Annotated in this window: 24 protein-coding genes and 1 other annotated feature; of the genes, 7 read left to right on the top strand and 17 right to left on the bottom strand. The window is 35.0% G+C overall.

All coding sequences use genetic code 11. The features are described 5' to 3' along the window. Positions 1–42: 42 nt before the first annotated feature. The 3 genes from AMD00_RS01450 to AMD00_RS01445 all read right to left on the bottom strand — a co-directional run bounded on the left by AMD00_RS01450 (position 43) and on the right by AMD00_RS01445 (position 1,895). The gene (locus tag AMD00_RS01450; RefSeq protein ID WP_053415326.1) at positions 43–519 is read right to left on the bottom strand and encodes a hypothetical protein; all 477 of its coding nucleotides are present in this window, start codon (positions 517–519) and stop codon (positions 43–45) included. A gap of 14 nt (positions 520–533) precedes the next feature. After that, the gene (locus tag AMD00_RS23070; protein ID WP_157059148.1) at positions 534–683 is read right to left on the bottom strand and encodes a hypothetical protein; all 150 of its coding nucleotides are present in this window, start codon (positions 681–683) and stop codon (positions 534–536) included. Positions 684–1,067: 384 nt separating this feature from the next. Beyond that, entirely contained in the window at positions 1,068–1,895 is an 828-nt protein-coding gene (locus AMD00_RS01445) for a MerR family transcriptional regulator (protein ID WP_053415325.1), read from the bottom strand. A gap of 109 nt (positions 1,896–2,004) precedes the next feature. Between AMD00_RS01445 and AMD00_RS01440 the strand changes: the two genes are divergently transcribed. From AMD00_RS01440 to AMD00_RS01415, 6 genes are all read left to right on the top strand, one after another. Then, positions 2,005–2,451 (top strand): GNAT family N-acetyltransferase, encoded by a 447-nt coding sequence (locus tag AMD00_RS01440; RefSeq protein WP_053415324.1) that lies wholly within the window; start codon positions 2,005–2,007, stop codon positions 2,449–2,451. 57 nt (positions 2,452–2,508) lie between these two features. Continuing rightward, complete coding sequence (locus AMD00_RS01435) at positions 2,509–3,882, top strand: MATE family efflux transporter (protein WP_053415323.1); 1,374 nt, start codon at positions 2,509–2,511, stop codon at positions 3,880–3,882. A gap of 323 nt (positions 3,883–4,205) precedes the next feature. Next, positions 4,206–4,598 carry a DUF485 domain-containing protein gene (locus AMD00_RS01430; RefSeq protein WP_083446062.1) on the top strand — a complete coding sequence of 131 codons (393 nt, stop codon included), beginning with the start codon at positions 4,206–4,208 and terminating at the stop codon, positions 4,596–4,598. 5 nt (positions 4,599–4,603) lie between these two features. Further along, positions 4,604–6,127 carry a solute symporter family protein gene (locus AMD00_RS01425; protein ID WP_053416743.1) on the top strand — a complete coding sequence of 508 codons (1,524 nt, stop codon included), beginning with the start codon at positions 4,604–4,606 and terminating at the stop codon, positions 6,125–6,127. Positions 6,128–6,469: 342 nt separating this feature from the next. Continuing rightward, on the top strand, positions 6,470–7,543 hold the full coding sequence (locus tag AMD00_RS01420) for an AbrB family transcriptional regulator (RefSeq protein WP_053415322.1): 1,074 nt from the start codon (positions 6,470–6,472) through the stop codon (positions 7,541–7,543). 144 nt (positions 7,544–7,687) lie between these two features. Next, entirely contained in the window at positions 7,688–8,497 is an 810-nt protein-coding gene (locus AMD00_RS01415; protein WP_053415321.1) for a carbonic anhydrase, read from the top strand. A gap of 113 nt (positions 8,498–8,610) precedes the next feature. Here the strand turns inward: AMD00_RS01415 and trpA are convergent, their stop codons facing one another. Genes trpA through AMD00_RS01385 form a run of 6 tightly spaced genes read right to left on the bottom strand, consistent with a single transcriptional unit; the run spans position 8,611 to position 14,411 of the window. Then, positions 8,611–9,387: a tryptophan synthase subunit alpha gene (trpA, locus tag AMD00_RS01410; protein ID WP_053415320.1), complete on the bottom strand. Its 777-nt coding sequence runs from the start codon at positions 9,385–9,387 to the stop codon at positions 8,611–8,613. Further along, the gene (gene trpB / locus AMD00_RS01405; RefSeq protein WP_053415319.1) at positions 9,377–10,585 is read right to left on the bottom strand and encodes a tryptophan synthase subunit beta; all 1,209 of its coding nucleotides are present in this window, start codon (positions 10,583–10,585) and stop codon (positions 9,377–9,379) included. Before trpB ends, trpA begins: the two co-directional genes overlap by 11 nt. After that, the gene (locus AMD00_RS01400) at positions 10,585–11,202 is read right to left on the bottom strand and encodes a phosphoribosylanthranilate isomerase (RefSeq protein ID WP_053415318.1); all 618 of its coding nucleotides are present in this window, start codon (positions 11,200–11,202) and stop codon (positions 10,585–10,587) included. Before AMD00_RS01400 ends, trpB begins: the two co-directional genes overlap by 1 nt. Further along, entirely contained in the window at positions 11,199–11,987 is a 789-nt protein-coding gene (gene trpC / locus AMD00_RS01395; protein ID WP_053415317.1) for an indole-3-glycerol phosphate synthase TrpC, read from the bottom strand. Before trpC ends, AMD00_RS01400 begins: the two co-directional genes overlap by 4 nt. Further along, complete coding sequence (gene trpD, locus AMD00_RS01390; protein ID WP_053415316.1) at positions 11,984–13,015, bottom strand: anthranilate phosphoribosyltransferase; 1,032 nt, start codon at positions 13,013–13,015, stop codon at positions 11,984–11,986. Before trpD ends, trpC begins: the two co-directional genes overlap by 4 nt. 22 nt (positions 13,016–13,037) lie before the next feature. Continuing rightward, complete coding sequence (locus AMD00_RS01385; protein ID WP_245639414.1) at positions 13,038–14,411, bottom strand: anthranilate synthase component I family protein; 1,374 nt, start codon at positions 14,409–14,411, stop codon at positions 13,038–13,040. 78 nt (positions 14,412–14,489) lie between these two features. After that, positions 14,490–14,734: a binding site (T-box leader), on the bottom strand. Positions 14,735–14,937: 203 nt separating this feature from the next. Here AMD00_RS01385 and AMD00_RS01380 point away from each other — a divergent pair. Further along, on the top strand, positions 14,938–15,279 hold the full coding sequence (locus tag AMD00_RS01380) for a VOC family protein (RefSeq protein WP_053415314.1): 342 nt from the start codon (positions 14,938–14,940) through the stop codon (positions 15,277–15,279). Between the two features lie 64 nt (positions 15,280–15,343). On the opposite strand, the gene AMD00_RS01375 is transcribed toward AMD00_RS01380, so the two are convergent. The 8 genes from AMD00_RS01375 to AMD00_RS01340 all read right to left on the bottom strand — a co-directional run bounded on the left by AMD00_RS01375 (position 15,344) and on the right by AMD00_RS01340 (position 23,512). Beyond that, positions 15,344–16,441 (bottom strand): helix-turn-helix transcriptional regulator, encoded by a 1,098-nt coding sequence (locus tag AMD00_RS01375; protein WP_053415313.1) that lies wholly within the window; start codon positions 16,439–16,441, stop codon positions 15,344–15,346. A 379-nt stretch (positions 16,442–16,820) separates the two neighbouring features. Further along, on the bottom strand, positions 16,821–17,162 hold the full coding sequence (locus AMD00_RS01370; protein WP_053415312.1) for a cupin domain-containing protein: 342 nt from the start codon (positions 17,160–17,162) through the stop codon (positions 16,821–16,823). A 13-nt stretch (positions 17,163–17,175) separates the two neighbouring features. Next, positions 17,176–18,009: an ABC transporter permease gene (locus AMD00_RS01365; protein ID WP_053415311.1), complete on the bottom strand. Its 834-nt coding sequence runs from the start codon at positions 18,007–18,009 to the stop codon at positions 17,176–17,178. Beyond that, positions 18,009–19,022, bottom strand: a complete 1,014-nt coding sequence (locus tag AMD00_RS01360) for an ABC transporter permease (protein WP_053415310.1) — start codon at positions 19,020–19,022, stop codon at positions 18,009–18,011. The genes AMD00_RS01365 and AMD00_RS01360 overlap by 1 nt, the downstream gene beginning before the upstream one ends. Before the next feature lie 103 nt (positions 19,023–19,125). Then, positions 19,126–20,724 carry an ABC transporter substrate-binding protein gene (locus AMD00_RS01355; protein ID WP_211258595.1) on the bottom strand — a complete coding sequence of 533 codons (1,599 nt, stop codon included), beginning with the start codon at positions 20,722–20,724 and terminating at the stop codon, positions 19,126–19,128. 33 nt (positions 20,725–20,757) lie between these two features. Further along, positions 20,758–21,762 (bottom strand): ABC transporter ATP-binding protein, encoded by a 1,005-nt coding sequence (locus AMD00_RS01350; protein ID WP_053415309.1) that lies wholly within the window; start codon positions 21,760–21,762, stop codon positions 20,758–20,760. Continuing rightward, positions 21,749–22,747, bottom strand: coding sequence for an ABC transporter ATP-binding protein (locus tag AMD00_RS01345; RefSeq protein WP_053415308.1), 999 nt, complete (start codon positions 22,745–22,747; stop codon positions 21,749–21,751). The genes AMD00_RS01350 and AMD00_RS01345 overlap by 14 nt, the downstream gene beginning before the upstream one ends. Before the next feature lie 219 nt (positions 22,748–22,966). Next, a complete protein-coding gene (locus tag AMD00_RS01340) occupies positions 22,967–23,512 on the bottom strand; it encodes a helix-turn-helix domain-containing protein (RefSeq protein WP_053415307.1) in 546 nt (181 codons plus the stop codon). Positions 23,513–23,693: the final 181 nt, after the last annotated feature.

The raw sequence follows: 23,693 nt of genomic DNA, 5'->3' as shown, positions 1-23,693 counted from the left end.
GACGGGCACGCCGTTATTGGAAACTCCTATGAAAAATCGATTCTACCGTACTTTTTTCAAAATATACAGTTTACCTGCCTGTTCATTTAAAACAGCAACTGTAAAGTCGTAAGTCTCACTTTTCATAATATCTTGAACGGAGTCGTTATTCTCATTGTTATTAAAGTAGTATTTACCGGTCTGGTCATCAGTTGGTAGAGCGTGTTGAATTTGCTTAGCTACTAATTGTTGAAACTCTTCACTAGCAGGTAATGGTTGCCACTTGTCATGTTCTGCAATTGAATCTTTAAATCTTTTAACTTGCTTTGGTTTCAAAAGGTATTCGGCATAAAATTCTCCGTTTGTTTTGAACTGTTTATGTCTATCACTTTTAGATACAAGTACAGCTCCCTTAGGAATTTTAGCTTCAATCATTCGCTCTGCATGCCTTGTTATATCGGAATGCACAATTAAAAAATAATACCCTACTAGTACAAAAATTAATAGTGCTCCTGTTAATACGAATATTTTCTTTGACAACAAAACCGCCCACCTTAAACTGACTTATTAAGTCGTTTTAATAAATTGGAAAAAATCATTTCATCAGTTACTCTATAACCTGTATCTGTAAAAATATCAATCGGTTCATCTACTTCTATAAATAACTCAGTTTGCGTAAAAGGATGATAGGAAAAGATATGCATTAATGAATTCCTTAATAACTGAGTACACTTTTCTTTCTGTAAGCTTTGAAATGTAAAAATGGTGAATTTCTCCTAAATAGTGCATTGGTTCAACTCTTACATATGTATACCCCGAAATGTTTCGTACTTCATCTAAGTAAAAAAATATCTTTTGGTACTCATTTAGAGTAGATGTGATCTTTAGCCATTGTTTTCCTTCGCTTTGCAAGAACTTACAAAGCGATAAATGAAAAGGATCGACATTTTATTGTATTTCAGATGTTTCTACATTAGTATGGTTTTCAATAGAATTTCTCAATGCTTAAATACTGCTAGTAATGGTAAATCCGATGGTCGCTGAATTTGTACAGTCATCTGATGTATCCCCTATTGCGCAAATGGATATCAACTTTTTTCAACTTCTATCATTATTTTAGTAACGTAATTATCAATACCATTAACAGATACAGCATCTAAAATATATTCTTCATATGAATATCCTTTTAATTGTAACTGATGCTCTATACTATACGCAATCAACCTATCATAAGTTTCAAAAATATTGACTTCATCGCCTATATGGTATCCGACGATATAAAAGCCAGATGGTTTCGTCCAAACATTCTCCCCTTGCCAACCTTTCTTCATTTTAGTGTATAAATATGAATAATTCTCAAAATCCCTTTCCATCATTTTATCTTTGTGAAGGATTGCACCGATTGGATGTCCACTATATAACTCATAGTTGTCACTATAGTTGATAAAGTTGGAAACCGATTTTAGAAATTCCTTGTCTGTAGTGTCGAGTGTGCTTTCACTTCTTAATAGCAATTCTTCTTCATAATACACTAATGAAATAGTTTCAAAGTCTGTTTGTAATGCGTTTTTTGTTATGGCTATCTTAGTATCAAGTATTTCTCTTAGATGAGTAAGGTTTTCAATTTTTTTCTCAATCAATTGTGTTTGCTCTTCTAATAATTCAATTGATTCAATTGGCGTTTTGTTTTGTAAAAAAGCTCTTATTTCTTTTAAAGGCATTTTCAGCTCTTTTAATAGCTCAATGACTGCAAAAACTTCATATTGTTGATAAGAATAATATCGATATCCTTTTGCTGTTTTGATTTCGGGTGTTAATAATCCAATGTCATCATAATGAAAAAGCGTTTGTTTTTTAACATGACAGATTTTTGCAAATTCACCTGTTGTGAAGTATTTACGTAAATTTTCGCTCATTTAAGTCTTCTCCCTTGACTATACGGTTACCGTATACCTTATCATGCTAATATACCATGTGCAATGGTAAGTAAAAAGAATTTTTTTCTATTGAAGGGAACTGATAGTCATGAGTATAGAGATTCATGACGTAACGCAAGAAAATGAAAGTGCCATCTTGAAATTAAGTGTGGCTAAAGAGCAAAAAGGTTTTATTGAAACACCTCAAGAATGTTTGCAAGAAGCAAAAGAAGATTTACATTACCACCCTGTTGGATTATTCGCAGATAGCAAGTTAGTTGGCTTTGCGATGTATGGATATTTCCCAAATGAGGATGGAGATCAAGTTTGGTTAGATCGTTTCCTTATAGATGCTAAATTCCAAGGGCAAGGTTTAGGAAAGATTATGCTTAAAGCATTAATCGAGAAATTAAAAAATGAATTTAATTGTCAAAAAATATATTTAAGTGTATATGAAGATAATCCTGGAGCAATTTATTTATATAAGAAATTTGGTTTTGAATTTAATGGTGAACTAGATGTTCACAACGAGAAGGTTATGGTTAAAGCGGTATAGTTTAACCCCACATTATAAACGGAAATGTGTGCTTCTCCATGTTAAGGAGTATTATTAATGTCAGAGTCAACTTTTAAGTTACAAAATAATTCGGTGCCTAAGGTTTTTGCATCATATTTATTCCCTTCTCTTTTAGGGATGCTATTAATGTCTATCAATATTTTAGTGGATGGCATATTTGTTAGTAATGGAATTGGTCCAGAAGCACTTGCTGGCGTTAACATTGCTGTACCTATTTTCTCTATTCTCTTGTCGATTTCTTTATGGATCGGCATGGGAGGAGCTACGTTATATTCCATTTCTATTGGTCAAGGAAATGCAGCTAAAGCTCGTTCAATTTTTACACAGTCATTTATTTTAGCTATTTCAATTGTCGGTGTTTTAGTTGTTTTCAGCTTATGGAAGCAACAAGAAATTGCTTATTTATTTGGTGCTAGTGATGAAATCCTTCCTTATGTAGAAGATTATTTACATGTCATTTTACTGTTTGGTATTGTTTATGTATTAGAGAATATTCTAAGTATTTTCATCCGTAATGATGGTAACCCAAAACTAGCTATGATTGGATTAATCACTACTTCAGTACTAAACATCGTTTTCAACTATATTTTCATCTTCATGATGGATATGGGAGTAGCTGGAGCTGCTTATGCAACTGTACTTTCTACAGTTGTGGGTGTCATTGTCTTAATCTATCATTTTGTTCGCAAAGAAAGTGTCCTTCGATTTGTTAAATTCACAATTGATTATAAATCAATGGCTGAAATACTAAAAATAGGCTCACCAAGTTTTGTTGTTGAAGGGTCTGCAGCAATTATAGTCGTGGCTTATAATATTACATTTAGCCATTTCGTTGGTGAAATCGGTGTAACTGCATATGCTGTAGTCAATTACTTACATGTAGTTTTCTTAATGGTTTTCCTTGGAATAGGTGCCGCCCTACAACCTATCGTAAGTTTTCATTTTGGTGCCAAGCTATATAGACGCTTACAATCATTTTTAAAACTTGGTTTATTAACAGGTGTTGGTTTTGGTGCAGCTGTCTTACTGATTGGTTGGTTATTCGCAGATCAAATGATTACGTTATTCGGAGTGAAAGACCCAGAGATTACTGCTTTTACAAAAGAAGGGATTTTCTATTTCTTCATCGGCTATTTATTTTTAAGTTTCAACTTAATCATGGCTGAATACTATCAATCGATCAAGCGAATCCGATTATCTATGTTTATCATCATGGCGAGAAGTCTAGTATTATTTTTACCATTACTTTGGCTTTTGCCTAACTATTTTGGAGCGAAATATATTTGGTTAGCTTTTCCATTAGCTGAAGGACTCACAATAATTGCTCTATTAATAGTTAAAAGACTTTTCCGTAATGTGTTACCGGAAAAGGAATTGGGAAACGAGGGAGAAAAACCCATTATTTCGTAATTAAATATATATAATTACTCGCAAATACACATATTTTCTAATTTAACACTACAATTGAACTATCAAATTAATATGCATGTTGATTTATAGTGATTTTTAATAATAATATTGCGTTTTTTTAGTAAGTATCCTAATTTCCTCATCTAAATTCGATGTTGAAATTAGGATTTTTTTGATTTATACAGAAAAAAACCATCATAATATAGAAAGTTTTTAATTTTTTCATAGAAAAAGATTGCTATTTTAGACAAATTTGAATATGATTATCTCAAGGGTTTTGGTAATCACTGCTAACTCTTACTATTTATAAAGGGGGAAATTCAATGGATCACAAACTTGAAAGCGTTCTCGAAGGTGTTGAGAATTCAGACTCTTCTGATAAGTCTTCTAAGAAACGTAAAAAAGAGATTACTGCTGATGGTTATGTAGCAATTGCTAATAGTCAAGAGTTTAAGTCATTGGTGAAAAAGAAGAATTCATTTATCGTTCCGGTCTCAATCTTCTTCTTACTCTTCTATTTCACTTTACCAGTCTTAACGTCTTTCACTACTGTCTTAAATGTCAAAGTGATTGGTGACATTACATTGGTTTGGATTTTTGCTTTAGCACAATTTATCATGACATGGATTTTATGTATGACTTATGTGAGTAAAGCAAACAAATTTGACCAAGAAGCAGAATCGATTATTGAGAAAGTAAAGGATGGTGATTACTAATGGGTATGAGTATGATCGGTATATTTTTCTTTGTAGCAATCGTAGGTTTAACACTATTTGTTACATACCTTGCATCGAAGCAAACAAACTCTGCTAGTGAATTCTATACTGCGGGTGGAGGTTTAACCGGTTGGCAAAATGGTATCGCGATTGCTGGTGACTACTTATCAGCTGCATCATTCTTAGGAATCGCTGGTGCAATTGCTTTATTCGGATTTGACGGTTTCTTCTATAGTATTGGTTACTTAGTAGCTTATTTAGTTGTGTTATATATCGTAGCTGAGCCATTACGAAATCTTGGTCGCTATACTTTAGCAGATATGATCACTGCTCGCTTTGATCAAAAGAAAGTTCGTGGAACTGCTGCAGTAAGCACAATTGTAATTGTACTATTCTACATGATTGCACAGCTAGTTGGTGCAGGCGGACTTATTCAATTATTATTAGGTATTGATTATTGGGTTGCTGTACTTCTTGTTGGTGTTATGATGACAATCTACGTTCTTTGGGGCGGGATGGCTGCAACAAGTTGGGTTCAAATCATTAAAGCTGTTTTATTGATGATTGGTACAGTTATTATTTCGGTAATGGTTCTAATGAAATTTAACTTCAATATTATTGAAATGTTCAATACAATGAAAACAGCAACTCCACATGGAGAAGGTTACTTAGTAGCAGGTGCAAAATATTCGAACGGCGTAGATACTATGTCAATGATGATTGCCCTAGTTCTTGGTACAGCTGGTTTACCACATATCTTAATGCGTTTCTTCACAGTAAAAGATGCAAAAACTGCTCGTAGTTCAGTTGTTTATGCAACTTGGATCGTTGGTATTTTCTACATCTTAACTATTTTCTTAGGCTTCGGTGCTGCTGCATTCGTTGGTTCTGAGAAGATTATCGGTGCAAACGCTGCTGGTAACATGGCTGCACCACTGCTAGCTCAAGCACTTGGTGGCGACATGTTAATGTCATTCATCTGTGCAGTTGCATTTGCAACAATCTTAGCGGTAGTAGCAGGTCTTGTATTATCTGGTGCATCTGCATTCGCTCATGATATTTATGGACAAATCATCAAAAAAGGTAAAGTAACAGAAAAAGAGCAAATGAAAGCAGCTCGCCTTGCTTCTATCGGTGTAGCAGTATTCTCTATTATCTTAGCTTTAGGTGCTCAAACAATGAACGTAGCGTTCTTAGTATCTTTAGCATTCTGTATCGCAGCAAGTGCGAACTTACCTGTTATCATTTACACAATCTACTACAAAAAGTTCAATACTACTGGTGCAATGGCTGCAATGATTACTGGTCTTGTTACTGCTCTAGTACTTGTAGTAGTAAGCCCTAACCTTTGGAATCCAGAAGGTACTGCTATATTTACTGGTACTGCTCTATTCCCATTAACTAACCCTGCAATCATTTCTGTTCCTGCTGGTTTCCTTGCAGGCTGGATTGGTTCATTAGTTGGTGCTAAATCTGATGCTCGTAAATATGCTGAGGTTACAGTTAAAGCAAACACTGGCATGAAATAATCTATCTTTCGACTTTCAACTTACGAAAAACTGCTTACTAGCTTGCTAGTAGCAGTTTTTTTGTTTTTTGTTGCTAGATATATAATTTTAAAATGTCTTCTATCTTATGTAACGTTAACGACTATTTCGTATTTAATTTATCTATTAAGATTATTTACTCTTCAGGAAGATATATTTTACCTAAAAAAATAAATACTATGGTACTGTAACTTTCACTCCCTTAATTTATTTTTCATCTTATATATTGAGTTACTACAATAGTTTTCGATAGAAAGATTTATTATAATCACTAGTATCTGTCATAATAAATAGAGCACATATTAATCGAAAAGGATTATGATTATGAACAATACAACAACTCAAGTTATACTGACTGCAGTTATCGCCATTTTTGGCGTATTACTCTTTCAATTTATACATGCCCCGGTTCCCTATTTACTTGGTCCGATGACTTCTGTATTAATTGCTACTAAGATATTTCACTTGCATCTTAAGTGGCCTAAGACTTTTCGGAATGCAGGTTTACTAGTAATTGGGTATTCACTTGGAAGTACTTTTACAACAGAGATCTTAGTTGAAATGGCAAGACATATTCCGGTGATGTTTGGGATAACGACTGTTACTTTTATTATTAGCATTATTTTTGCGTTTATCGTCGCCAAAGTTGGTCATATGGATTATCCTACAGCTTTAACAAGTAGTGTGCCAGGTGGCCTTTCGCAAATTCTTATCTATGCAGAAGAAATGGATGGTATAGATATGACGACCGTTACTTTCTTTCATACTATTCGTGTAATTATGGTTGTTTTTTTAGTGCCAATTGTTCTTCATTTGCCCTGGATACAATCCGAATCCTCTAATCATTTTGTTACAGAAACAGTTAGTGATATTAACTATGGTACATTATCACTATTTGCCATACTTTGCTTCCTAGGAATGAAAGCATCGAAAAAGCTACATGTTCCTGCGCCCTATATACTAGGACCAATAATTGTTACACTTCTTTGCAATGTAACATTTTTACAAGCTTCTCCTCTGCCGAATGGTGTACTTAACACTTGTCAATTACTTGTAGGAACTCATATTGGTTTATTGTTAAAGCTAGAAAATTTACATCATAAGAAGCAGATGTTTACATTAGCATTTGCAAGCAGCTTATTATTAATTGCTGTTACTTTTTTATTAAGCGTTTTTGTAATGGTGAGTTTAGAGAATACATCTATCATGACTGGATTTTTAAGTTTAGCTCCAGGAGGTATGGATCAAATGGGTATTATCGCGCACGAAGTTGGAGCGGATGTCTCTACAATCACTATATATCAAGTGTTCCGTATGCTTTATATCTATATACTTATTCCACCATTTCTGACGCTTGTATTAAAACGATATCAAAACAAAAATCTGCACAATCAATAACATATTTCACTTATTTGAGTGGTGTTTAAAAAATTTTTTCACTTTTTATCAAACTTTCAATTAATAACAACAATTTATGGTTACCTTATTTGTAAGAAGCAACTTAGTAAAAATATTAGCTTCTGCAAAAAGGAGTGAAGTTTCATGGAAATCAAAAAATTTATTGGAATATTTGTAGCATCTGCTTGTATCTCGGTAGCCGTTTATGGTTCTTTAACTTATGCACCAGAAAAAAAGCTAGAAGAAGAAAAAGTTGCAACAACAGCGCAACCAATAGAGTGGTCTTATGAAGGTGATACTGGCCCAAATAAATGGGGAAGTTTAGATGCCTCATTTTCAATGTGTGGTAATGGAAAAGAGCAATCTCCAATCAACATTGATCTTGAAGACGTAGTATTGGACAAATCTTTAGGTGATATTAAAATAAACTACCAGCCGACACTTTTTAAACTGAGAAATGACGGACACAATATACAAGCTACTGATGATTCAGGAAAAAACTCGATAGTAATAGACGGTGAAAAATACACATTTTTAAGAATACACTTCCATACACCGAGCGAACATCAAATTAATGGCCAACATTTTGCAATGGAGGCTCATCTTGTTCATGAAAATAGCAAAGGAGAGAAGGCGGTTCTCGGATTACTCATCAATGCTGGTAAAGAAAATAAATTACTAACCGATTTTTGGTCAAAACTACCATCTAATATTACAGAAGCAGACATTCCTTTAAGCAATACTATAAACCTTGCTAAATTATTACCTACTGACAAAAAAGTATATCAATACAGTGGTTCTTTAACTACGCCTCCTTGTTCAGAAGGTGTTAAATGGTCAATTATGCAACAACCCATTGAAATGTCGAAAGAACAAATTGACGCATTTAAAGCTATTATCCCAAATAACAGCAGACCTGTTCAATCTCTCAATAATAGAAAAGTGGTGGAATAATACAGACTAAATTCATTTCGACTTATAGCCTTCTTTAATTTAGGTGTATCCTGAAACAACTTTTCTTCATGAACAAAAAACCCCTTACATATTTCTGTAAGGGGTTTTGCATTTTACACAGGCTGTTTACGTAACAACTCTGTTATTTGTTTATTATTACCATCATGGAAAGCTTGAACAATCGCACTACCTACAATGACACCATCTGCCATAGCACCGATTTCCTTCACTTGCTGGGCATTTGAAATACCAAACCCTGCAAGTACTGGTACTTTACTTGCTATTTTCAAATTAGCTAAATGCTGTTCTAGTTGTTCTGTAAATTCTTGTCGCACACCTGTGGTACCATTAACAGTTACAGCATAAATAAATCCTTCTGCAGTTTTGGCAATTTTTTCAATACGTTGTTGTGGACTTGTTAATGATACGAGCTGAACAAGTGCTATATCTGTACCTTGTAATTCACTTGTGATTATAGTAGATTCTTCTAATGGTAAATCAGGAATGATTAGGCCACTTATTCCACTTTGTTTACATGCTTTGATGAAATTCTGAATTCCATATGCAATGATTGGGTTCAAATAAGTCATTACTACAAGCGGAGTGTGAATTTCTTCTTTAAATGTAGAAATAGTTTTTAATATATTACGTAGGTTAGCACCGGCTTCTAGTGCACGAAGTCCTGCCTCTTGGATGACTGGTCCATCTGCAACCGGATCTGTAAATGGAATACCTAGCTCTATAGCAGTTACACCACTATCTTGTAAAAACAATATCTGTTCGCGAAGGGAATCTAGTCCCCCATCCCCTGCCATAATGTAAGCAACAAACGCTTTTTCACCTTCTGCTACTTTTGCTTCCATTACTTTTTGTAATGTTTTAATTGCCATTATTATTCCCTCCTAATGCATCTCGAACAGTTTGTACGTCTTTGTCTCCACGACCTGATAAGCAGATGACTAAAATATCGTCCTTATTCATTTCCTTTGCAAGATTGGCTGCGTAAAAAATGGCATGTGAACTTTCAAGTGCTGGTATAATTCCTTCTGTTCGGGATAATAATTGTAAACCTTCTAATGCTTCTTGATCTGTTACAGCCTCGTACTTCACTCTACCGATATCATGTAAATGGCAATGTTCCGGTCCAACAGCTGGATAGTCTAAGCCAGCAGATATAGAATGTGCTTCTTGAATAAAGCCATTATCATCTTGTAGCACATACATGTATGCTCCGTGCAATACGCCTTCTTTTTGATCTGCAATAGCAGCTGCGTGTAAGCCTGTGTCGAGTCCACTTCCAGCCGCCTCTACTCCGTAAAGTTTAACATCTTCATCTTCTACAAATGGATGGAACATACCGATTGCATTACTACCGCCACCTATACACGCGACGATAGCATCTGGCAATCTACCTTCTTTTTCAACAATTTGTTTTCGTGTTTCAAGTCCAATAATACGTTGAAAATCACTTACAATTTGAGGGAAAGGATGCGGTCCGAGAGCAGAACCTAAAATATAATGGGTATCTTCTACATTTGCTACCCAGTAACGAAGTGCTTCATTTACTGCATCTTTTAACGTACCAGCTCCTTGGTCGACAGAAACTACTTTTGCACCAAGTAATTCCATACGGAAAACATTTAACGCTTGTCGTCTGACATCTTCTTTTCCCATGAAAATAATACACTCTAAGTCAAATAGGGCACATACAGTTGCTGTAGCTACACCGTGTTGACCTGCACCTGTTTCAGCAACAATTTTCTTTTTCCCCATTCTCATAGCAAGTAGTGCTTGACCTAATGCATTATTAATTTTATGAGCACCTGTATGGTTAAGGTCTTCACGTTTTAAATAGATTTTTGCACCGCCAAGCTTCTTAGTTAAGCGTCCTGCAAAATAAAGTGGATTTTCACGCCCTACATAATCTTTTAAATAGTAATTTAATTCTTCATAGAAAGCTGGATCTTGTTGAGCTTCCTTATAGGCATCTTCTAATTCGATTAATGCAGTCATCAATGTTTCGGGAACATATTGACCACCGAATTTACCGTAACGTCCTGTTTGCTCTTGCTCAATTGCTTTTACCATTAAGATCTCTCCTCATCTTTTACAGCTTGAATAAATGCCTTGATTAACTCATTACTTTTTCGTCCATTCACTTCTACACCACTTGAGACATCTACCATATATGGTTTAACGCGATTAATGGCATCACCTACATTTGAAGGATTGAGACCGCCTGCTAAAATGAGTCGATTTTCTGAAATGCCATGTCCTTGTAGGAGCTTCCAATCGAATGACATACCACTCCCCCCTTTGAAATCAGTTCCTGGGGCATCGAATAATAAATAGTCGGTATTATACTTAGAGCCATTTTCTACATCACTAACCGTTTTAACTGCTAAAGCTTTAATAGAAGGAAACTGACAAGTCTCAATATATTCAGGTGTTTCATGTCCATGAAACTGCACATAGTCAAGAGGTACTACATTTACAATTTGCTCTAACTCTTCAATTGTTGGATCAACAAAAACACCGATTTTAAGAACACCTTCAGGAACAAATTTGGCAAGCTCTTTAGCTTTTTCAATTGATATTTGGCGTTTACTCGGTGCAAATACAAAGCCAATGGCATCAGCTCCTGCTAAAACTGCTGTTTGTATATGCTCAGGCTCTTGTAGACCACAAATTTTTACTTTCGTCATTGTATTTCCACACCTTTCTCCACTTTGAAAGATGCTAAAGTTTGTGCAACTTCGCCACTTCGCATTAATGTTTCTCCGACTAAAATGGCACTCGCTCCAAGATTTGCTACAATATCTGCATCCTGTGATGATTGTATTCCACTCTCACTGATCAATACTCGTTTTTCATGGAAGGGGAAAATGTCTGCAATCTCAGCGGTACGTGCTAAATCTACTTCGAATGTTTTTAAATCACGATTATTGACACCTATCAATCTAGCATCCAACTTAAGTGCTTGTTGAAGTTCATCCGTATTATGTACTTCTACAAGAATCTCTAATTTAGCTTTTTTTGCATATTCAAAGAGCGTTTCTAATCTCTCCTGTTGTAAAGCTGCCACGATTAATAAGATTACTGAAGCACCTGAAGCTTTTGCCTGATCAATCTGTACTTCATGAATGATAAAGTCTTTACATAAAAGCGGTATTTCAACAGCTTTAGATACTGCTTTCAAATCTTCGAATGTTCCATTGAAAAAAGGACTGTCAGTTAACACCGATATACAAGCTGCCCCAGCTCGCTCATAAATACTAGCTTGCTCCACTGGATTGGCACCTTCATTTATTAACCCTTTAGAAGGAGAGGCACGTTTCATCTCAGCAATGACTTGTAGTCGTTTATTTTGATACAGTGCATCAAAAAGAGATGGTCTTTTAATTGGTTTATTGATTTTTTCTGGAGGGTTTTGTAGTAATTTTAGAACCTCATTTTCTTTTTCTCTTAAAATTTGATCTAAAATCGTCATTTTATAACCTCCTGTTTTTTACGAGCTTCACTATATGCCACTACAGCATCTAACTTTTCTAAAGCTTTGCCTGTTAAAATAGTGTCAATTGCTAGATCTACTCCGTCCTTAACTCGATTCACTAATCCGTATGCAAATAAGCCAATAGTTGCATTGAAAACAACCGTATCAAAATATGCATCCTGTTTACCACTTAGTATTGTGCGCATAATGACCGCATTTTCATCTGCATTACCTCCACGAATTGCTTCAAGCGGTGCAGATTTTAAACCAACATCTTCAGGTGTTAATGAAAATGGTATTAAATCTTCATGATCTACTAAAACAAAATCATTTTGGCCAGCAAGCGATGCTTCATCCATACCTCCAGCTCCACATACGACAATTCCGCGATCTCGACCGATCATCTTCATGACAGCTGCATACTCCATAGTGAATTCAGGTCTATTAATGCCTGTAAACTGCGTATCTAATGTGACTGGATTTGTTAATGGACCTACTAAGTTGAAAATCGTTGGTTTACCAATTTGGCGTCTCACTTGACCAATTCTTTTTAGTTTCGGATGGACATTTGGTGCATATAGAAAGGCTATTCCATGTGTATTTAATAGTTCAACTGTTTCATCAACTGATAAATCCGTATGAATACCTAGTGCTTCAAGTACATCAGAGCTACCTGCAGCACTGGAGATTTTTCGATTACCATGTTTTGCAATCTTGGCTCCTGCACCAGCCATCACGAATGCTGCAGTTGTACTGATGTTAAAACTGTTCACACCATCTCCACCTGTACCGCAATTATCCATATATCTTGCAGGCGGAGCAGCTACCTCTAGAGCAAAAGATTTCATAACGGTTGCAAGTGCAGCTACTTCATGAGCAGTCTCGCCTTTTTTCGCTAATGCGATTAAAAATGCCTGAATATCATGCAAAGCTGTTTCATCTTGAAACATCAGCGTTGATGCTTGAAGCATTTCATCAAATAATAAATGTTGATTGTTCTCTACCATTTTTATAAATTGTTTCATCATGCACACTCCTCATGTAAGTTCATTCACCTTGGAAAGAGATTAATGACTTTGCCTTTGCTTCCGTCTCGTCAAACTCATTAGAAGGAATTGAATCTTTAACAATTCCTGCTCCCGCTTGAATAAACGCTTTATTGTTTTTCACAAGCATAGATCGAATCGTAATAGCAAAATCTATATTTCCGTTAAAACCGATATAACCAATGGCTCCACCATATGTGCTTCGATGAGTTGTTTCAATTTCATCAATAATAGCCATTGCCAAGTGCTTTGGTTTTCCCGTCACAGTTCCTGTTGGGAATGTTGCTGAAAGGGCATCTATAGCATGAAGTACTGGTGATAATTTACCTTCGATATTTGACATTAGGTGCATGACGTGTTCGAATCGTACAATTTCCATGTAGTTTTTCACACGTACTGTAGCAGGTGCACATATATGGGTTAATTCCTGTCTAGCCTCGTCAAGTAACATATTATGCTCTGCAATTTCTTTCGGATCATTTAATAACTTTCTTGCTTGATGTTCATCTTCATCTATTGTTTGACCGCGACTAACAGTTCCCGCAATTGGATTTACCTTCACTATGTGATTGGTAACGCTAACTACACTTTCCGGTGAGACACCGATTAAAATATGGTGATCAAATTCCATATAGTACATATAAGGTGAGGGGTTCTGTTTACGCAATTTTCGGTAAATTGAAAATGGATTTCCAGTGAAATTAGCAGCTAGCTGACGTGAAAGTACTACTTGCTCTACCTCACCATTTTGTATATGTTGTAACGCTTGTTGAACTTGGCTTTCAAATTTTTCTCTTGTCACATTGCTTTGAAATTCACTTAAATGATAGTCTTTATTAATCAATTCATTGCCAGTCGAAATTTCCACTGCAATAGCTTCTAAATTTGGTTTCTCTTGTTCTGGATTCACAGCAGTATGCATAATGGTGACGGCATCTTCTAAATGATCAAAAATGATAATTGTTTCATAGATTTGAAAATTCACATCTGGTAGATCCAACTCGTCATCTAATATAGAATCCATCTTTGCTGCACCGTACCCAATATAACCAACAGCACCACCAGTAAAAGGAAAGGCAGATTGTTCTGTAATTCTAGGCATTAATCGTTTTAATTGAGTCAATAAATCGCCCATATACTCATAGCTTTTACCGGTTGTGAATTGTTTTTCAATTAACTTTTGCCCACTACCACTATAAGATTTTAAAGGGTTCTCTCCAATAAACGAATAACGTCCTGATTCTTCGGATTTCGCTGAGCTTTCCAACAAAAATTTCCGCTGCCCTTTCAATCGATTGAATATTAATATCGGTGTTAATGTATCGCCTGCTAATTTCTTCACTGTCGTTCTATAACTCAATTTCTCTCTACTCATAACCATTTCTCTCCTCTGCTCAACTCATTATGAAAAAATTTTGCATAAAAAAAGTCCTCTCAAAAGGAAAATTCCTTTCAAGAGGACGATATTCACCGCGTTGCCACCTCAAGTTGAAGCATTATAAATATGCTCCCACTTAGCGTATCAAAAAGATACTACCTATAACGTAGGTTAGACGTCTATTAATAATTAGAAGTAAGAAACTTCTGTTCTTAATAGCTCTCATAAGTCCATTCATATAGGAGATAGATCAGTTTTCACCCGCCACTGACTCTCTACACTACCACACCTATACTACTACTCTTACTCTTCAATTTCTCTGCTATGCTAATCTCAACTGTTCTAAAGGTGGTCTCGCTCCCGAAACCTGCTACCTATCCCGAACAAAATTGTTAAGTTTTATATTAAACTTTGAATTCTTAAATGTCAATTGATATTTAAAAGAATGATTCCATTTTTTTGAAGGAGTAACAAATAAAATGTAGAATAGTTTTATTAGCTTTAATAAGGAGTGATATGTTATATGATTGAAAGAATTGACACTATATGTTTACAAGTAAGTAATATTGAAAAATCAAGCAATTGGTATCAAGAATTATTAGGGTTTAAAGAAGTTTATAAAGCTGAAGGCTACAGAGTATTAAGTGTTGGGAATAGTGGTGTACCGTTAACGATTGAGGAAGGAAATACTTCTCTCGATAATCGAACTTATCCAATATTTTTCACAAAAGATATTAAAGCAGCGCATACGAAGCTAATGGAACATGGAGTGGATGTAGGTGAGTTGCAAATCGATGGAGTAAACAACTTTTTCGAATTTTATGATTTAGATAATAATAAATTACAAGTTTGTTTTTGGGAATAGTATCAAACAACAAAGTCGTTATAGGCTTAGCGCTATTTCATTATATGCCAAGCCTATTTTAGGTTTAAATCAACTTGTTTTGTTCTTTTATTTTTTTTATCATTTTTAAATATTGCGTATCCCCTAAACCATAATTAGGAAATAGATGAAACAAGTTTTTCAGTAATTCCCCTTGTGACATTTTTAAATGCTTTTTTATGTAAATCGTGATTTCATTTTCTTCTTTTAAATACTCCAAATAAAGTTTAATACCTTGATATGTGACAGGCAATACTTGAACATTTGGAAGTTGATGTTGAATCAATACTTGTTGATATATTTCTTTGTAACCTTCTGGCATTACTTCAATCTCTTCTACATCGTAAGTCAATTCATTAACCAAATGGAAGAATACTTTTCCACTATAATTAATTTGGCCCAAATATGCCAGCATTGTTAGCAAATTCATCTGACAGAACATGTCCTCACCAAACCATAAAACGATGCATTTGTATTGTTTTACAAATAAAGGTTTTAAAGAATTAATGGTGATATTCTCATAATCTTGTAAAGATACTTCATGACCTAAAGCTCTTAACTGATTAAATTCATCACTGAATATTGGATAACATGTATCATTTGAACACATGGCTTCATTAAAAGGTACATAATCACTTTTCCCCATTAACTCATGATTAGAAAATTCTTCATACATCATCTGGCCATTTAAGATATTCAAAATATCTTTGTCGAATTGCTCATTCATTTTATTTTGTAAATTTTCTATCTTTAACTTCTGTGAAATATCCATCATAAAACCTCCCTTTTCGCCATTTATATTAAGTTTCACATAAGATTGTAGTGGTGAAGGATTTTTTCTAAAGGCATTTGGATTGATACCAAATGTAGTTTTAAAAGCTCTTGAAAATGCTTCCTGAGATGAAAACCCATATTTGAATGCAATATCAATTGTTTTTTGTTGTGTTTTTTCAAGTTCAATTGCAGCCAGATATATCTTCCTAAGTGCCCTATATCTTTTAATACTTATTCCTGCCATTCGATGAAACGTAAAAGAACAGTAATAGGGTGAATAACCCATATTTTCACCTAAGTTCTTTAATGAAAAATCATCGAATAAATGTTCCTCAATCCAGTCTATCATCCCCTGCATCAAATTGTTCAACCTCCGTTCATGCTTTTATTATAATTGAAAGGGAAAATGATGTTTTGATATAAGTTGTGGTTGCTTATTATTTTAATTCTAGATTGAATCGATGCGAATGTCTTAAAGAATAATGATTAATTATGGAACTAGATCTTATTCGTATTATCTTTTTCAGTAAAAAAACTCAACTAATCTAATTAGTTGAGTTTTTTATGAAAGCCATATTTATTATTTTACTTTAATCGATTTAATATATCATTTGCTAATTTTTTTGTATCACTAGCGCCTTTAAAATATTTTAAATCACCTGTAGCAAGCCAATCTATTTCTTCGAGCTTCATTAAAATTTGAGAAAAAAACTATTGCATATCTTATTGGACAAATTTGTAAGCGCAAATTAACATTCAGCTTTTTTCACCATAAAGCAAACGAGCATACATGGTTCACTGCTATTATTAACGCACCAGTGCTCTTCGCCAGAGGGGATTAGTGTTGCATCTCCAGCCTTTTCCACACTGTATTCACCATTACAGTATGTTTCTATTTCTCCTCGGAAAATATAAGAATACTCATCTTCATCATGACAGCTCATGCCAACAGTAGGAATTCGTTCGCCAGGTGTTAGAGAAATTACACTCATGCTCACTTCTTGAAAATTCCCCTGTTTTGTGAAAAGTTTCTTCATTTCATAAATTGGCATGCCAATGGGCTCGACTTGATTAATGTTAATTTTTTCCATTCCATTTTACCACCTATTCTTTTTGGAGTTTTGGATCCAGGAAGTCTCGTAGACCATCCCCTACGAAGTTAGCACCAATAGAAATTGAGAAAATTGCTAACCCTGGAAAGGTAGATACCCACCAATTTTGAATAACCTTTGCCCCATCTGATACCATTGAACCCCACTCAGGTGTAGGCGGCTGTGTTCCTAGTCCAAGGAAGCTTAATCCAGAAAACATCAAGATTGCATTCCCCAGGTCAAGTGTTGCCATAACTAATAATGGACCAAAGCTATTCGGTAAAATTTCTAAAAATAGAACTCGAATATGTGAAGCACCCATCACGCGAGAAGCAGTAACATACTCGCTTTCTTTTAAGGAGATAACCAATGAACGCATTAATCTCGCATAATTTGGCCACCATATAATGGCCATTGCAATTACTGAGTTTATGATACTTGGACCAAGTGCTGCTGCGATTACCATCGCTAAAATTAGTGGTGGAAATGCCATAATAAGCTCTGAGAAACGCATCATAACTTCGTCCACTTTCCCGCCTTTATATCCTGCTATTCCCCCAAAAAAAATACCAAAAGAAAAGGCAATTATCACGGTAATAATACCTGCCGATAAAGAAATTCTAGAGCCATACATAACACGTGAGAATACATCACGCCCCAACTCATCGGTACCAAAGAAATGTGAAAAGCTTGGTTGCTGATATCGAATGGATAATTCTTGTGCAGTTGTACTATGCGTAGCGATTAATGGTGCAAAAATGACAACGATAATCCAAAATGCACAAATGAATAATCCCAGTTTAAAAAGAAATCCTTTTTGAGAGATAAAAGAGCTGAATTTTCTCATTATTCATACCTCACCCTCGGATCAATAACCCCATAAAGGATATCAATTAGTAGATTAATAACAACATAAATAAAAGCAATTAATAATGAGACGCCGCATATAGCTGGGAAATCGAGTGAAACGGCAGATAGGTAGGCATATTGTCCAATTCCTGGCCAAGCAAAAATATTCTCAACTAGTACCATTCCACCTAGTAAATTACAAAACCCTATTCCAGCTACTGTAATGACCGGTATCATTGCATTGGAAATCGCATGTTTAACGATAATTGCAGATTCCTTCAGACCCTTAGAACGAGCTGTACGTACGTAATCCATTGACAACACTTCAAGCAAATTGGATCTTGTTTGACGAGCAATTAATCCCATAGTAAAGAATCCTAACACCGTTCCTGGCAGAATCAAGTGCATAGCAACATCACTGAATAATTGAAAATTCCCACTAATAAATGAATCTAGTAAAAGTAATCCTGTTCCCCCTTCAGGAGTTGTTGTTCGTGTATCAATTCGTCCAGGTCCAGGCGTAATGCCTAAAACTGAAGAAAAAATATTGAGCATGATTAAAGCAAACCAAAAGCTTGGTATAGATACCCCACTAATAGAAACAGTACGAATGATATGATCAATAGCCTTATTTCTGAAAATTGCAGAGATTGTTCCAAATAGAATACCTAATACTAAGGCAATCACCATCGCTACTATCGATAATTCCAATGTTGCCGGGAAGAACTGCATTAAATCATCAAACACAGGTCTACCTGTTCGTATTGATGTACCCAAATCACCTGTCAGTAAGTGTTGGAAGTACAGAAGTAATTGACTAAAAAGCGACTGATCTAGTCCCCATTTCTCTTTAAAAGCAGCAACAATTTCAGGATTATTCAATGCACTTTGGCTCAAATTCGCAGCAACCGGATCACTTGGCACTAAATGCGAAAGAATAAAAACGAAAAGTGCCACACCAAATAATAAGAAAAGCAGAAACAATAGACGCCTAGCAATAAATCTAAGCAATTTGGATCACACTCCCAACTGAAATACAACTCCCGAATAAATCTCAATAAATAGCTACAGTAGATAGTTACCTACCTACGAATAGCTGTTTGATCGTAAAAAATTATTTTGAAAGCTTTAATTCGTTTAATCGTAATTTATAAAGGTCGTTATACGTAACACCTTCAAGGTTGACACCTACAGCAAATGATTTAGGGTGCTGTACTAAGAATGCATATGGACTATTCTCAGCAATTATTTCCTGCATTTTCCCGGAAATTTCCGCACGTTTCGTATCATCAATTTCCACTTTCGCTTGTTCAGATAAACTTACTAATTTAGCATTAGCTGAAGGTTCCCAGTTCGCACGTTTTCCTACAATATCGCCTGGAATAAATGCTAATTGGTTGCTTAGATCATAGTAATCGGGAGACCAGTGCATAACTAGGAATGGCGTTTTCCCATTTCTATAGTCTTCGATAACAACCCCAATATCTCCAGTTTGAATTTCTACATTAATATTAATTTTTGCAAGGTCTTCTTTTACTTTTTCAGCAATTGTTACCCATGAAAGTCCTTCTGAATCGTAATTAGCAGCTGTTAGAGGTACTGTAAAGCCTTTTTCATACCCTGCCTTTTTCATCAATTCTTTTGCCTTTTCTAAGTTTTGATAATTATCTGATCTAGATTTTGCACCAACAAAACCATCTTGAACAAATGACATTGGTAATAGTGCACCATCGCCTGCTAATTGCTGGAAGCCTTTATAATCAAGTGCGTAACGAACAGCTTGCTGAACAAGTGGATCCGACATTTCTTTTCCTATTTCAGTACTATTATTCATTAGTAAGAATGATAGAGTTGAAGTAGGAGAAGATACAACCTTCGAATTTCCACCCTCTTTGATGTTTTTCACTTGGTCAGGTCCAACACTTAATGCCACGTCAATTTCACCTTTTTCAAGTGCTTGAATTTGTGTATTTGGATCCGGAATTTCTTTGATGATAATCTTACTCGCATTCACAGTACCCGTATAATACGGATTCTTTTCAAGAACCATCTCTGTATTTGGAGTCCACTTCTTCAATACATATGGACCGCTGCCTGCTGATGTCCCATCAAGGTGAGTAGTTGCTGCATCAGTTGTACTTGCATCTTCTGCATCTGAACCACCTTGTTCCTTCACAACTTTGCTATCTACAACTGCAAAGGCATTACTTGTAAGTTTTGAAAGAAATGATGCATCCTTTTCCTTAAGATTGACGACAACAGTCTTGTCATCTAGTGCTTCCACTTTGACAACTCCTTTTGCAAGAGCAGAAGCATTATCTTTTAAATTTATTGTACGATTAAAACTAAATACAACATCCTCTGCAGTTACAGCATTACCACTCGAAAATTTACGCCCCTCTTCTAGCTTAAATGTATACACAAGTCCAGATTCGTCTACCGTATATTCTTTTGCAAGGGCTGGCTTTGGTATAAGTTCTGACCCTTCTAACGTGTATAAATTCTCATATGTTGCATAGAAATATAAATTCCCGAACACTTCATAAGCACGAGCTGGGTCTAAGGTTTTCCAGTCGGAAGCAACCCCAATAACGATTGTATCCGTGTTAGATGTGCCTCCAGATTCATTTGTTTTTTCTCCATTATTGCTACAGGCGAAAAGTGATAGCACCAATACCAATAAAATAGACAGTAAAGAAATTTTTTTCATCATCTAAGTTCTCCTTTTATAAAAAAATTTATAGTTTTACTTTATATGCAAATGACATGATGCAAAGTGCTTACTACCTGTTTGAATAAAGTCAGGCTCTTTTGTTTTGCAAATATCCATTGCTACAGGGCATCTTGTATGGAACCGACATCCGGCAGGCGGATTAGATGGACTTGGAACATCCCCTGTAAGAATAATCTTCTCTCGATGTTCATCACTAATATCTGGAACAGAGGAGAGTAACGACTTTGTGTACGGATGTTGCGTTTTTTCATATAGTTCATCACGAGTAGTCAATTCAACAATTTTACCTAAATACATAACTGCAACTCGGTCACTAATATGATGTACCACGCTTAGATCATGTGAGATGAATAGATAAGTAAGGTTCAATTGTTTCTGTAAGTCCTCTAGTAAGTTAATTACCTGTGCTTGAATTGACACATCTAAAGCTGATACAGGTTCGTCACACACAATAAGTTCTGGATTTAGTGCCAATGCTCTAGCAATTCCAACCCTTTGTTTCTGACCCCCTGACATTTCATGAGGAAATCTATCGAGGAAACGACTTGCTAGACCAACCATATCCATTAGTTCCTTAATTTTTGCTTCACCATTTTGTATTTTATGAATTTTGAATGGTTCTAATAAAATTTGCTTAATGGTTCTACGTGGATTTAAGCAAGCAGATGGATCTTGAAAAATCAGTTGAGCCTTTTTAGCAAAATTTTTCCGTTTTGATTTTGAGAAATTTGTAATATCCTCGCCATTAAATAAAATTTCAGATCCCTGATCAGGTGTATATAGACCAAGTAGCGTCCTACCTAGTGTACTTTTACCACATCCACTTTCACCGACAAGACTAAATGTTTCACCCTTTTTTATCGTAAAAGATACATCATCTACTGCTCTAAGTAAGCCTTTTTTTCCATCTGGACTTTTAATATGAAAGGTCTTTTTTAAGTGTGAAACCTCTAAAATGTTCTCTGTGCCAGTGTCGTTTGATACCGTAGCTATACTATTTGTATTATTTTGCAGCATTTACATCATCCCCCTTTTCGGATCCGTCATAAATAAAGCATTTTACTTCACGACCATCTTCAAGCTGAAATAATGTTGGAACTTCCAATGTGCATTTCTCTGTTGCATACTTACAACGAGGATGAAAACTACAGCCACTTGGCATATTCAACGCATCAGGGACAGTGCCTTCAATCGCTTCAAGTCTTTCCACTTTATTAGAGATTTTGGGTATGGCATTAAGCAGTCCTTTTGTATACGGATGAAGAGGATCAGCAAATACTAACTCAGTTGGACTTTTCTCAACAATTTGGCCAGTGTACATGACTACTACTTTCTCACACATTTCTTTAACGACACCCAAATCATGGGTGATCATAATAATACTCATATCTCTCTTTTTCTTCAGACTGTTCATTAAATCTAGAATTTGCGCTTGAATAGTAACATCTAATGCAGTAGTAGGCTCATCGGCAATTAATAGTTTGGTATTACAAGCTAAAGCGATGGCAATCATAATTCTTTGTCGCATACCACCAGACATTTGATGTGGATATTCATGAAATCGCTGCTCAGGAGAAGGGATTCCTACCATTCTTAGTAATTCAATTGCATGCTTTTTTGCCTCTTGTTTACTTACCTCTTTTTGGTGAATCAAGATTGGTTCCATAATTTGCTTTCCACAAGTATGTAAAGGATTAAGTGAGGTCATCGGCTCTTGAAATATCATTGATATAGAATTCCCTCTAATCTTCCGCATTTCATTAGGCGAGAGTTTTAACAAATCTAAACCATCAAAATCAATATTTCCAGTAATTTCAGTATTAGCATTTTGTAAAAGTCCCATTATTGTAAGGGAGGTAACACTTTTACCGCTTCCACTTTCACCAACTATTCCTAATGAACTACCTTGCGCTAGTTCAAAGTTTAAATTATCTACTGCTTTTACAACACCCTGGCGTGACTTGAATTTAATCGTCAAATCCTCCACTTTGAGTAATGTCATTAGTTTCACCTCTTTCAAAAGTATTGTTAAAAATGATTGCTAAAGAATAGATATACTAAAGGGATAAATAGACTCATTATTCAGAAAATTTAACATACTAATCTATAACACGAAATTTGTCTTTCATGAACATCCTTTTAACTATTGCACACTATCTTCCTTTTATTTGTTCACGGAAATCTTAAGGTTCTATATGTTTAAATTATGAAATTTATTTGTTTAATTAAAAATTACTGGAGTGATTATGGAAAGTAATATAGTTTCTTGATTTATAGGATTTTCCCATATATGAGGAAGACTTGAAGGGAAATGTATTGCTTCTCCTTCACGCAAATAATATTCCGTCTGGTCAATAGTGAATAATACTGCCCCTTTTAGAACGTAATAAAACTCTTCACCCGGATGTTTAAATGGTTCGTTTTCTTTTTGATGAGGTTTTATTGTTACGAGAAAAGGCTCTATTTTTCTATCTATAAAATTATTGCTTAACCTAACATAAGTAGAATCAGAACTTTCTATTTTAAAAGGTTTTTGATCTTGCTTTTTCACTGCGTAATTTAGATTTCCTGTCTCTTCGAAGAAATGAATCATCTTCACTCCAAACGCGTCAGCAATTTTTTTTAATGATGTGATAGCTAGTGATGATGTTCCTCTTTCAATTTGGGATAAGAAACTAACAGACAAATCCGTCTTTTCACTCAATTCCTTTAAAGTCATACCTTGTTCAAATCTTAATTGCTTTATTTTTTGAAAAATTTCTTCCATAATTTAATTCCTTTCTCTTAACAGTGGAATAATTACTGTATAACTGTAATTTATTATGAGTTCACTAAAAATATTCTTAATATTCATAATATATAGTTATCTTAAGATGCCATTGTTATATAATGTCAAAATTAAAACGATCCTAGGGTACGTTTCAGATTATCATCTAATTGCCTAATAC

Source organism: Viridibacillus arvi, from assembly GCF_001274945.1.
Taxonomy (GTDB): Bacteria; Bacillota; Bacilli; order Bacillales_A; family Planococcaceae; genus Viridibacillus; species Viridibacillus arvi.
The sequence above is the reverse complement of the archived record's forward strand: the minus strand, read 5'-3'. Positions and strand labels throughout refer to the sequence as shown.